The organism is Anaeromyxobacter oryzisoli (assembly GCF_022690765.1).
GTDB lineage: Bacteria > Myxococcota > Myxococcia > Myxococcales > Anaeromyxobacteraceae > Anaeromyxobacter > Anaeromyxobacter oryzisoli.
In genome coordinates, this window is the sequence record NZ_JALCZA010000028.1 from 44,210 (window position 1) to 56,104 (window position 11,895).

Genomic DNA, 11,895 nt, shown 5'->3' on the forward strand with positions numbered 1-11,895 from the left:
GCGATCACCCCGCGGGGCGGGATCGCCCCGGAGAGGCGGCCGCCGGCGGCGCCGGGCGCACGAGGGAGGCTCGGGCCGTGGGCCGCTCGGAGGCGGGCGGGGGCGCGCTGCTCGCGGGCAGCACGCCGTTCCAGACGAGGAGCGCGACGGCGACGCCCGCGGCGAGGCGCCAGGCCACGAACAGGTAGGTCGTCCGCGTCCGCAGCCAGCCGAGGAGCCAGTCGATGACGAGATAGCCGGCCACCGCGGACACCACCGTCCCCGTCAACGTCGCGAGCCCCCAGCTGCCTTCGAGCCCCGGGCCGACCTTCGCGAGCTCGAGGAGCTTGTAGCCGCCCGCGCCGACCGTGATCGGCACGGAGAGGAGGAAGCTGAACCGGGCCGCCGCCTCGCGCTTCAGGTCGAGGAGCATGCCCGCGGTGATGGTGGTGCCGGACCGGGAGCTCCCGGGCACGAGCGCCAGGGCCTGGGCGAGGCCGACGAGCAGCGCGTCCTTCGCCGTCACGTCCTCCACGGCGCGGACGTGCCGGGCGAGCCGCTCCGCGGCGAGCAGGACGAGCCCCAGCACCACGAGCGACCCCGCGATGACGAGGTTCCCGAGCGCCTCGATCCGGCGCTCGAGCAGCTTCCCCGCGATCGCCGCCGGGATCGTGCCGACGACGATGTACCAGGCGAGGCGCGACTCGGCCGTCTCCATCGGGCGCCGGTGCCGGAGCGAGCGGAGGGCCGCCTGCCCGAGCCGGTGGAGGTCGGCCCGGAAGTAGACGAGCACCGCGAGCGTCGTGCCCATCTGGATGATCGTCGAGAAGGCCCGGAACCTGTCGTCGGAGAGCGAGTGGCCGAGGAGCTCGCCCGCGACGAGGAGGTGAGCGGTGGAGCTGACCGGGAGGAACTCGGTCAGGGCCTGCACGAGGCCGAGGACGGCGGCGGAGAGGAGGCTCATCTTCGGGCCGGGAACCTACCGCCTCGCGGGCCGGGTGCCAATCTGCGGGCGGGCGCTCGGCGGGGCTCGCTCGGGCTTCGGGCCCCGGGGGCCGGATCGTGCGGGCGAAGCCCCGTGACCGTCACCGTGACCGTCACCGGTCCCCGTGTCCGCCTCCCGCCTCCCGCGTCCCCGTGGCCCGTGATCCGCCCGGCCGTCGAACTACGGGGATCGGGCCACGGGCCACGGGACCCGGTGCACGGGTCACGGAGAAACGGTGACGGTGACGGGCACGGGCCGAGGCGCTCCCGTCCTAGTACCGGTACAGATCCGACTTGAACGGTCCGTCGATCGGCACGCCGATGTACGTCGCCTGCTTCTTCGTGAGCCGGGTGAGCCTCGCCCCGATCTGCTCGAGGTGGAGCGCCGCGACCTTCTCGTCGAGGTGCTTCGGGAGCGTGTAGACCTTCTTCTCGTAGCTCGCCCGGTTCGTCGCGAGCTCGATCTGGGCCAGCGTCTGGTTCGTGAAGGAGTTCGACATCACGAAGGACGGGTGGCCGGTCGCGCAGCCCAGGTTCAGGAGGCGGCCCTCGGCGAGGACGAGCACCCGGTGCCCATCCTCGAAGACGAACGCGTCGTACTGCGGCTTGATGTTCACGCGGGTCGTGATCCTCTTCAGGCCCGCCATGTCGATCTCGTTGTCGAAGTGGCCGATGTTGCCCACGACGGCGCAGTCCTTCATCGCCTTCATGTGTGCCACCGTGATCACGTCCACGTTGCCGGTGGCGGTGACGAAGACGTCCGCCTGCGAGACGACGTCCTCGAGCCGGACGACCTGATACCCCTCCATCGACGCCTGGAGCGCGTTGATCGGGTCGATCTCGGTGACCACCACCCGCGCGCCCTGGCCGCGGAGCGCCTGGGCGCAGCCCTTGCCCACGTCCCCGTAGCCGCAGACGACGCAGAGCTTCCCGGCGAGCATCACGTCGGTGGCGCGGTTCAGGCCGTCCACCAGCGAGTGACGGCAGCCGTAGAGGTTGTCGAACTTCGACTTCGTGACGGAGTCGTTCACGTTGATGGCGGGGAAGAGGAGCGCGCCCGCGCGCTGCATCTCGTACAGCCGGTGCACGCCGGTGGTGGTCTCCTCGGTGACGCCGGCGCAGTCCTTCGCGACCCTCGTCCAGCGCCCCGGGTGCTCGGCGCGCTCCTTCGCGAGGAGCTTCAGGACGACCGCGTACTCCTCGGAGTCGGACGCCTTCGGCGCCGGGACCTTGCCGGCCTCCTCGAACTCGACGCCCTTGTGGATGAGCAGCGTGGCGTCGCCGCCGTCGTCCACGATCTGCGTCGGACCCTTCCCGTCGCCGAAGTCGAGCGCGCGCTCGGTGCAGGCCCAGTACTCCTCCAGCGTCTCGCCCTTCCACGCGAACACCGGCACGCCCGCCGGGCGCTCCGGGGTGCCCCGGCGGCCGACCACCACCGCCGCGGCGGCGTGGTCCTGCGTGGAGAAGATGTTGCAGCTCGCCCAGCGGACGTCCGCGCCGAGGTCCGCGAGGGTCTCGATGAGGACCGCGGTCTGGATCGTCATGTGCAGCGAGCCGGTGATGCGCTGGCCCGCGAGCGGCCTCCGGCGCGCGTACTCGCGGCGCACGGCCATGAGGCCGGGCATCTCCTTCTCGGCGAGCTCGATCTCCTTGCGGCCCCACGCGGCGAGGCCGAGGTCCTTCACGTGGTGCTCGAGCGGCTGGGGGGCGGACTTCTTCTTCGCGGCGGGGACGGCCATCGTCGGTGCTCTCCTTGGGTGACGCTTCGGGGTGGGGATCTACCTCGCGGGGCGCTCGCCCGCACAGGCGACGAGCCCGGGCCCCTTCGCGCCGGGCTCGGGCGGGAGGGCTCGGGCGCTGACGTGGACGAGCCCGGCCTCCCGCAGCAGCGCGGCGAGCGCATCCGGCTCGAAGCCGGGCCGGGCCTGGCCCATCCGCCGCCGGAGCGCCTCGTCGTCGTGGCGGGCCGCGTCGAGCACGACGAGCCGACCGCGCGGGCGCAGGATCCGGGCGGCCTCGCGGAGCGCCGGCAGCGGCGCCTCGAGGTAGGCGAGGACGAGCGTCATCAGGGCGGCGTCGCAGCTCCCGCCGTCCAGGGGGAGCGCGGCGAGATCCGCCTCGTGCAGCTCCACGTTGGGGAGGTCGCCGGTCCGCCGGCGCGCGGCGCGGAGCATCGCGGCCGAGCGATCGACGGCGATCACCCGCCGGACGCGCGGGGCGAGCTCGGCGGCGACGGCGCCGGTCCCGCAGCCGAGATCGGCGACGGTCCACGACGACGGGAGGAGGGCGAGGAGCGCCTCGGTCCCGAACGCCCGGCCGTAGACGCGGGCGCGGAGCTCGTCCCAGGCGCCCGCGGCGCCGGCGAAGAACCGCTGGGCGCCGTCGCGCCGCGCCCGCACCGCCTCGAGCCGGGCGCCGTCCTGGCGCGCCACCGGCCACCCGTCGAGCTCGGCCCGGGCGAGCTGCCAGAGCTTCCGCGCGCCCGGATCGAGCGCGGCGGCGATCGCGTAGAAGGTCTGCGTCCCCTCGCGGCGCGAGGTGAGCCAGCCCTGATCGGAGAGGAGCTTGAGGTGTCGGCTCACCGTGGACTGCGGGAGCGCCAGCACCTCGCGGAGCTCGAGGACGGAGAGCTCCCCGCGCTCGAGGGTTCGGAGCACCCGGAGCCGGGTCGGGTCCGCGAGCCCGCCCATCCAGCCGAGGAGGGCGTCCGGCGACCGGGCCGGGCGCGGGGTGGGAATCGATTCGTCCATCCGGATGGAGCGATATATGCGCCGCCGCCGCGGGCGTCAACCCGGGAGCAGCCCCGGTTCGGACCATCACCCGTGCCCGAAGGCGACGAACGCGAACCCGTACACGCATCCCGCTTCCCGTCCCCCCTGGCCCGCGATCCGGCGGCGCGCTCGGACCACGGGAGCCGGGCCACGGGCCACGCGACCCGGTTCACGGGTCACGGAGAAGCCGGTGACGGTGACGGGCACGGGGTGCCCCCGGAAAGCGCGAGGGCCCGCCCGTGTTCGGGCGAGCCCTCGGGGCGGAACGTCCTGCGAATACCCCGCCTACCCGGCGGCGCGGACCTTCGAGAGGCCCGCCGCCTCGGCGAGGGCCTCCTTCTTGTCGGTCTGCTCCCAGGTGAAGGTCTTCTCGGTGCGGCCGAAGTGGCCGTACGCGGCGGTCTTCTCGTAGATCGGGCGGAGGAGGTCGAGCCCCTCGATGATCTGCCGCGGCTGGAGCCCGAAGACCTCGCGGATCGCGCGGGCGATCTTCTCCTCGGGCACCGCGCCGGTCCCGAAGGTGTCCACCATCACCGAGACCGGATCGGCGACGCCGATCGCGTAGGCGACCTGGACCTCGCAGCGGGTCGCGAGCCGGGCGGCCACCACGTTCTTCGCGATGTAGCGCCCCATGTACGCGGCGGAGCGATCGACCTTGGACGGGTCCTTCCCGGAGAAGGCGCCGCCGCCGTGGCGGCCCATGCCGCCGTAGGTGTCCACGATGATCTTGCGGCCGGTGACGCCGGTGTCGCCCATGGGGCCGCCGATCACGAACCGCCCGGTCGGGTTGATGAAGATCCGGGTCTTCTTGTCGACGAGCTTCTTCGGGAGCGCCTTGGCGATCACCTGCTCCTTGATCGCCTCGTGCAGCTTCTTGTTCGAGATGTCGGCGGAGTGCTGGGTCGAGACGACGACCGTGTCGATCCGGGCGACCTTCCCGCCCCGGTACTCGACGGTGACCTGGCTCTTGCCGTCCGGCCGGAGGAAGTCGAGCCCGGCGCGGCGCGCCTTGGCGAGCTGCCGCGTCACGGCGTGCGCGTACTGGATCGGCGCCGGCATGAGCTCCGGCGTCTCGTCGCACGCGTAGCCGAACATCATGCCCTGGTCGCCGGCGCCGCCGGTGTCCACGCCCTGCCCGATGTCGGGGGACTGCTGGTCCACCGCGACGAGCACGCCGCAGGTGTTGCCGTCGAACCCCATCTCGCCGGACGTGTAGCCGATCCGCTTCACCACCTCGCGGGCGAGCCGCGGGTAGTCGATCCGCGCCTGGGTCGTGATCTCGCCGGCGATCATCACGTAGCCGGTCTTGAGCAGCGTCTCGCAGGCCACCCGGCCCTTGGTGTCTTCACGGAGGACCGCGTCGAGCACGGCGTCCGAGATCTGGTCCGCCATCTTGTCGGGGTGGCCCTCGGTGACGGACTCCGAGGTGAAGAGGTAGTCGCTGATCGGCATGTCCGGGGTCTCCTGCGGGGGAGCGGCGAGGGTAAGCGGGGGTCCTCGCCGCTGTCAATATCGCGGACGCGCGGCCGCTGCATCCGTCGGATCGGAGGAGGGGGTGGTCACGGCCCGGCCGCTCGACCGCCCGCCCCTCGCGTGGTCGTCCGCGCTCACCCGGACACCGCCCCGACCGCGGCCTCCTGCTCGAGCAGCCCGGGGAACCGCCGGGTCATCTCCTCCCGGACCTCGCGCTCGATGTCGTCGGCGAACGTCATCGACAGGATCCGCTCGAGCAGCACCCGCCCGTCCGAGGCCTTCGCCGCGCGGAGGACCCGCTTCACCACCGGGATCGACGGACCGTTCATGGAGAGCTCGGTCACGCCGAGCCCGAGGAGCACCAGCGCGTTCACCGGCTCGCCCGCCATCTCGCCGCACATCGAGACCGGCACGCCCGCGGCCCGGGCCGCGTCGCACACGATCTTGAGCATCCGCAGCACCGCGAGGTGGAGCGGCTTGTACAGGTAGGCGACGTCCTTGTTCTGCCGATCGATCCCGATCGTGTACTGGATGAGGTCGTTCGTCCCGATGCTGAAGAAGTCGCACTCCCGCACGAGCCGGTCCGCGATCATCGCCGCCGAGGGCAGCTCGATCATGATGCCGACCGGCACGTCCTTCATCGGGACGCCCTCGCGCCGGAGCTCCTCGCGCGCCTCCTCGAGCGCGCGCCGCGCCGCGCGGAGCTCCGCCACGCCGGAGATCATCGGGAACATGATCTTGAGGTTCCCGTGCACCGAGGCGCGGAGGAGCGCGCGGAGCTGCACCCGGAACATCTCCGGCTGGCGCAGGCAATAGCGGATCGCGCGGAGCCCGAGCGCGGGGTTGTCCGCGTTCACGCGCATGCCGGCGGGGAGCTTGTCGCCGCCGAGGTCGAAGGTGCGGATCGTCACCGGCCGGGGACCCAGCGCCTCGAGGATCCGCCGGTAGTTCTGGTAGTGCTCCTCCTCGTCGGGGAGGTCGCTCCGGCCCATGTAGAGGAACTCGGTGCGGTAGAGCCCCACCGCCTCGCCGCCGTGGGCGAGCAGGCTCGGCACCTCCTCGGCGAACTCGATGTTCCCGGCGAGGCGGACCGTGACGTCGTCGAGCGTCCGCGCCGGCAGGTCGCGGGTCTGGAGGAGCTGCTTCTCGTCCTCGAGCCGCCGCGCCCGCGCCGCCTCGTACTCCTCGAGCTCCGAGGCCGACGGGTTGATGACGACGAGGCCGCGCCCGCCGTCCACGACGATCCAGTCCCCGCGCTTCGCGCAGGCGGTCACCCGGCCGGTGCCGACCACCGCCGGCACCTCCAGGGCCCGCGCGACGATGGCGGTGTGCGACGTCTTCGCGCCGGCGTCGGTGACGAACGCCGCCACCTTCCGCTCGTGGAGCAGGAGCGCGGTGTCGGCCGGGGAGAGGTCGTGCGCGACGACGATCGCGCCCTCCGGCGGCTGCTCGTCCACGTCCGGCGCCTGGCCGAGCAGGTTCTTGATGACCCGCTCGCCCACGAAGTCGATGTCCGCCCGCCGCTCCTTGAAGTACTCGTCGGCGTGCTCGTGGAACGCGCCCTTGATCTTGCGGAGGGCGCGCTTCACCGCCCACTCCGCGTTGAGCCGCTCCTCCCGGATGAGCCGCTGCGCCTCGAGGACGAGCATCTCGTCCTTCAGCATCATCCGGTGCATGTCGATGATGGCGGTGTGCTCCGCGCCGCCGACCGCGTCCGGCCCGGCGACCTTCCCGCGGACGTCCGCGAGCTGGAGGTCGGAGACCTCGAGGGCGGTCCGGAGCCGGGCGACCTCGGCCTCGACCTCCTCGGCCCCGATCCGCCGCTTCGGCGTGCGGACCTTCCGGCGCTCCACCGTCCAGCAGCGCCCGATGGCGATCCCGGGCGACGCGGCGAGCCCGACGAGGATGGTCCCCGATCCGGTCATTTCTCCCCGAAGCCGCCCTCGATCACCTTCGCGAGCGCCGCCAGGGCGGTCTCGGCGTCCTCGCCCTCGCAGGATACCGTGATCTGCGACCCCTTGGCGGCGGCGAGCGTGAGCACGCCCATGATGCTCTTGCCGTTGACCTGCATCCCGTCCTTCTCGACGTGGATCTCCGATCGGTAGCGGTTGGCCGTCTGCACGAGCTGTGCGGCCGCCCGGGCGTGCAGCCCGAGCTGGTTCACGATCGTGAAGCTGCGCTCGACATGCGGCATCCCTAGCTGCTCCCGTGGAGGTGACCGAGGAGGAAGGCCGCGCCGACCCCCACGAGCGTGGCCACGTACGCGGTGGGGAGGAGCCGCGCGCCCCGCGCGAGCGCGACGTAGCCCGCGCCGGCGGCGAGCGCGGCGAGCGCGGCGGCGACGGGGCCCGAGGCGGCCCCGGCGCGGAAGAGGAAGACGGCGGCGGCCGCGCCGCACAGCCCGGCGCCGGCCGCGCGGAGCCGGTCCGCGGCGACCGGCAGCGAGAGCCGCGCGATGGTGGCGACGAGCCGGTCGCCCTGGCGATACCCGGCGAGGAAGAGCCCGGCCCGGAAGACGAAGTGCACCGCGTTGTAGGCGACGAGCACGACGACGATGGCCGCGGCGCCGAACAGCAGCGCGCCGAGGGCGGCGAGCGCGCCGAAGAACGGGCGGAGCGCGGTCCAGAAGAAGCCGTCGCCGATCGCCGCGAGGGGACCCTGCAGCGTCTGCTTGTACGTGAGCGGCCCGCGCGCCGGCTCGACGCCCGAGGCGACCCGCTCCTCGTGGTGGATGGCGCCGCCCACGATGGCGGCGGCCATGTACGGGTGGCTGTTGAAGAAGCCGAGGTGGCGCCGGAGCGCCTCCTCGCGGCGCGCCGGCTCGGCGTAGAGCGCGCGCAGCGCCGGGTCGATCGCGTAGGCGAAGCCGAGGTTCTGCATGCCGCGGCGGTTCCAGCTCGCCTGCAGGAAGAGGCTGCGCCAGAACACGCGGGCGAGGCTGCGACGGGGGACCTTCGCCGGGGCGGTCGCGGCGGACGGGGCGGGGGCGCTCACCGGAGCCTCCCGAGGACGAGGAGCGCCACGGCGCACCCCGCGAACGTCGCGAAGAACCACCGCGGCGCCGCGCGGGCCCGGAGCGCCTTCGCGCCGGCCGCGCACGCGAGCCCGGCCAGGGCGAAGAAGCCGACGCGCAGGGGGCCCGCGGCCCCGGGCGCGGCGCGGAGCAGGAGGGGGATCACCGCGGCCGCCACCGCCGCGGCCAGGGGCGCGAGCACCGCCGCGATCGCGAAGGGGGCGGCCAGGCCGTACAGGTTGCAGCGCACCGCCTCCCGCACGTGGTGACCGGCGAGGGCCGCCTCGGCGTGGAGGGCGATCCGCTCGTTCCATCCCTCGACGAGCCGGTCCGCCTTCCGGCCCAGGAGGGCGACCGGGGCCGCGACGAGCACCGCGAGGACCGCGATCTCCGGGGAGACCGGCACGCCGAGCGCGCGGCCGGCCAGGACCGCCCCGCCGGTGATGGCGGCGGTCCCGAGCGCCTCGTGGACCGGGAGCGCCGCGCCGAGGTTCACCGCCCCGAGCCAGAACAGCTCGAGCGGCGGCGCGAGCAGGAGGCCGCCGGCGGCGTCGCCGAGCGCCCACCCCGCGAGCGGGGCCAGCGCGATCGGGCGCGACAGCATCCCCTGGAGGAACCCCTTGCGTTCCACCGCGGCGAGCCCGGCGACGAGCCCTAGGACGAGATAACCCAAGCCGGGAGAGTGTAACCTAACGGCCTGCGGCGTACCGACGTTCGATGTCCGCCATCCCGGTGGGGGGCTCGGACGGGATCGCGCGCGCCTCCACCTCGAACCCCTGCGCGGCGAGGGATCGCAGCTCGTCCAGCTCCGCCGCGGAGAGGAACACCGAGGGCGTCACCTGCTTGCGCCCCGGCTCGAAGTGGAGGTTCCCGAGGTTCACCTTCCGGACGAGCGCGGGGGTCAGGCCCGCGGCGCGGGCCCGCTCGAGCCCGGCGGGGTCGCGGACGAGCAGCAGCACCTTGTCGCGCCCCGCGGCGAGCCCGCCGAAGTCCACCCGGTCGATCGGCTCGATCCGGACCGGCAGCGAGGGCGGGACGCAGAGCGTCATGGCGGCCTTGGCGAGCTCGCTGTCGGCCGCGTCGTCGTCGGCGACGACCACCTGGTCGATGCCGAGGCGAGGGACCCAGGTCTCGAGGATCTGCCCGTGGAGGAGGCGGTTGTCGACGCGAACGAGAGAGATCACGAGATGGGGACGCTGGGGCTCCGCCCTGGATTCAGGCGCTTACGAGCGGGTGCTGCGGGCGCGGGTGCGGAGGAGCTCCGAGGCGAGCGTGATGTTCTTCTGGCCGTAGGCCGTGACGAGCTCCGCCGCCGCGCGCAGCGAGACGTTCTCCGCCCGGGCCGTGGCGAGCTTGAGGATCATCGGGAGGTTCACCCCGGTCACCACCTCCAGCCGGTCGTCGAGGAACGTGAGGGCGAGGTTCGCGGGGGTGCCGCCGAACATGTCGGTGAGGACGAGGACGCCCTGGCCGGAGTCCACCCGCTTCACCGCGTCGGCGAGCCGCGCCCGGGCGTCCTCCATGGAGGAGCCGGCGTGGATCGACACCGGCTCGCACTGCTCGAGCCGGCCGACGATCCCCTGGGCGGTGGCGAGCAGCTCCTCCCCGAGCCTTCCATGCGTGGCGACGACGAGTCCGACCATGACCCTCTGTCCGTGCTGGTTCGCGCCCCGCCGGCAGGCGCGCGCGTACCATAGCCGCAGGCCGGTCCGGTGGCCACCGTCCTCTCGGTCCGGTTGCTCCTCGGCGCCCGGCTACTCTTTCTCCACGTCGCGGTGCCAGAGCCGCACCGGCTGGCCGCCCGCCTCGAGCCGCTCCGCGAGCGCGCCGGCGATCGCCACGGAGCGGTGCTTCCCCCCCGTACAGCCGATGGCGATGGTGAGGTAATTCTTCCCCTCCGCGCGGTAGCGGGGCAGGAGGAACCCGCACAGCTCCGAGAAGCGCTCGAGGAAGGCCTTGGCGTCGGGCTGGCCGAGCACGAAGCCGGCGACGCGCGGGTCGGTCCCCGGGAACGGCTTCAGCTCCGGCACGAAGAACGGGTTCGGCAGGAACCGCACGTCGAGCACCAGGTCGGCGTGGGTGGGGATGCCGAAGCGGTACCCGAACGACACCACCGTCACGCCGAGCTTCGCGCCCTCGCCGGCGACGAACCTCCGCCCGACCAGCCGCTTCAGCTCGTGGACGTTCAGGGTGGTGGTGTCGGCCACCTCGTCCGCGATGGACTTGAGCTCCGCGAGCGCCTCCCGCTCGGCGGCGATGCCGTCCAGCACCGTGCCGCCCTCGCCGGAGAGCGGGTGCCGGCGGCGGGTCTCGGAGTAGCGCCGGACGAGCGTCTCGTCCGACGCGTCGAGGAAGATCACCTCGACGTCCGCCCCCTGGTGCCGCAGCTCCTCGATCACCCGGGGGGCCTCCGCGAGGAAGCGCCCCTCGCGCGCGTCCACCACGAGGGCGAACCGCGAGACCTCGCCCGCGGTGTGCCCGGAGAGCTCGAGGAGCTTCTCGAGGAAGACGATGGGGAGGTTGTCCACGCAGTAGAAGCCCGCGTCCTCGAGGGCGCGGAGGGCGGTGGACTTCCCGGAGCCCGAGACCCCGGTGATGATGACGACCTGGGGGCCGCCGCGTGCGGTGTCGGTCATTCGACGTCCAGTTCCCCGACGCGTCCCCCCGGCGCGAGGGCGATGGCGCGATTCAGCCGCTCCTGGAACTCCCGGGCGGAGTGGTGGCCCTGGAGCTTCAGGAGGTGGTTGCGCGCGGCCACCTCCACGATGGTGGTCATGTTGCGCCCCGGCCGGACCGGGACGATGAGCATCGGGATCTCCACGTCGAGGATCCGGAACTTCTTCTCCTCGACCCCGAGCCGGTCGTACTCGACGTGCGGATCCCACTCGACCAGCTCGAGCACGATCTCGATCTTCTTGCGGTCCCGGATCGAGGCGACGCCGAACAGGTCCTTGATGTTGATGATGCCGAGCCCCCGGATCTCCATGTGATGCTTGATGATCTCGGAGCCCGCCCCGACCACCGAGTCCGGCGTCCGGCGCTTCACGTCCACGATGTCGTCGGCGACCAGCCGGTGGCCGCGCATGACGAGGTCGAGCGCGATCTCGCTCTTGCCGATGCCCGACTTGCCGAGCAGCAGGATCCCGACGCCGAAGACGTCGAGGAGCACCCCGTGCATCGAGGTCTGGGCGGTGAGGACGTCCTCGAGGCAGTTCTGCACGGACTCGATGAAGTTCGAGGAGAGGTGGGTGGTGCGGAGCAGCGGCACGCCGGCCTCCTCCGCCGCGGCGCTCATCTCCGGCGGGACGTCGAGCCCCTTCGTCACCACGAGGCAGGCGATGTCCTGGGAGAAGAAGTTCCGGAGCATCGCCACCGCGCGATCGCGCGGCAGCGTCCCGAGGTAGCTCATCTCCGTGTTGCCGAAGACCTGCACGCGCTCCTTGTGCAGGTACTCCGTGAAGCCGGCGAGCACGAGCCCGGGCTTCTGGATGCGGGACGAGCTGATGCGGCGCGAGAGCCCTTGCTTGCCCGCGACCAGCGTGAGCTGGAGGTCGAATTTCGAGTCGTCGAGGAGGGCCCCGACGCGGATCGCGTCCATGCCGGGCGGAGTGTAACCCGGCGAAACCCGGGCCCGCCACTCGCCGAGCGCCCGCGGGGGCGCCGGCGGTGGCGGTC

The 11,895-nt window shown here is 72.9% G+C and carries 12 protein-coding genes; all 12 read right to left on the bottom strand.

Annotated elements, in window-relative coordinates; translation table 11 throughout:
• Positions 1-4: 4 nt before the first annotated feature.
• Positions 5-943 (bottom strand): undecaprenyl-diphosphatase UppP, encoded by a 939-nt coding sequence (gene uppP / locus MNZ27_RS11080; protein WP_242394110.1) that lies wholly within the window; start codon positions 941-943, stop codon positions 5-7.
• A gap of 292 nt (positions 944-1,235) precedes the next feature.
• Positions 1,236-2,702, bottom strand: coding sequence for an adenosylhomocysteinase (gene ahcY, locus MNZ27_RS11085; RefSeq protein ID WP_242394111.1), 1,467 nt, complete (start codon positions 2,700-2,702; stop codon positions 1,236-1,238).
• Positions 2,703-2,741: 39 nt separating this feature from the next.
• Complete coding sequence (locus MNZ27_RS11090) at positions 2,742-3,713, bottom strand: ArsR/SmtB family transcription factor (RefSeq protein ID WP_242394112.1); 972 nt, start codon at positions 3,711-3,713, stop codon at positions 2,742-2,744.
• Between the two features lie 306 nt (positions 3,714-4,019).
• A complete protein-coding gene (gene metK, locus MNZ27_RS11095; protein WP_242394113.1) occupies positions 4,020-5,186 on the bottom strand; it encodes a methionine adenosyltransferase in 1,167 nt (388 codons plus the stop codon).
• A gap of 155 nt (positions 5,187-5,341) precedes the next feature.
• The gene (gene ptsP, locus MNZ27_RS11100; protein ID WP_242394114.1) at positions 5,342-7,132 is read right to left on the bottom strand and encodes a phosphoenolpyruvate--protein phosphotransferase; all 1,791 of its coding nucleotides are present in this window, start codon (positions 7,130-7,132) and stop codon (positions 5,342-5,344) included.
• A complete protein-coding gene (locus MNZ27_RS11105; protein WP_242394115.1) occupies positions 7,129-7,401 on the bottom strand; it encodes an HPr family phosphocarrier protein in 273 nt (90 codons plus the stop codon). The genes ptsP and MNZ27_RS11105 overlap by 4 nt, the downstream gene beginning before the upstream one ends.
• A 2-nt stretch (positions 7,402-7,403) precedes the next feature.
• Positions 7,404-8,201: a PTS system mannose/fructose/sorbose family transporter subunit IID gene (locus MNZ27_RS11110; RefSeq protein WP_242394116.1), complete on the bottom strand. Its 798-nt coding sequence runs from the start codon at positions 8,199-8,201 to the stop codon at positions 7,404-7,406.
• The gene (locus MNZ27_RS11115; protein WP_242394117.1) at positions 8,198-8,893 is read right to left on the bottom strand and encodes a PTS sugar transporter subunit IIC; all 696 of its coding nucleotides are present in this window, start codon (positions 8,891-8,893) and stop codon (positions 8,198-8,200) included. Before MNZ27_RS11115 ends, MNZ27_RS11110 begins: the two co-directional genes overlap by 4 nt.
• Positions 8,894-8,909: 16 nt before the next feature.
• The gene (locus tag MNZ27_RS11120; RefSeq protein WP_242394118.1) at positions 8,910-9,404 is read right to left on the bottom strand and encodes a PTS sugar transporter subunit IIB; all 495 of its coding nucleotides are present in this window, start codon (positions 9,402-9,404) and stop codon (positions 8,910-8,912) included.
• 39 nt (positions 9,405-9,443) lie between these two features.
• Positions 9,444-9,863, bottom strand: coding sequence for a PTS sugar transporter subunit IIA (locus MNZ27_RS11125; RefSeq protein WP_242394119.1), 420 nt, complete (start codon positions 9,861-9,863; stop codon positions 9,444-9,446).
• 111 nt (positions 9,864-9,974) lie between these two features.
• Positions 9,975-10,856: an RNase adapter RapZ gene (rapZ, locus tag MNZ27_RS11130; RefSeq protein WP_242394120.1), complete on the bottom strand. Its 882-nt coding sequence runs from the start codon at positions 10,854-10,856 to the stop codon at positions 9,975-9,977.
• Positions 10,853-11,818 (bottom strand): HPr(Ser) kinase/phosphatase, encoded by a 966-nt coding sequence (gene hprK / locus MNZ27_RS11135; RefSeq protein ID WP_242394121.1) that lies wholly within the window; start codon positions 11,816-11,818, stop codon positions 10,853-10,855. The genes rapZ and hprK overlap by 4 nt, the downstream gene beginning before the upstream one ends.
• Positions 11,819-11,895: the final 77 nt, after the last annotated feature.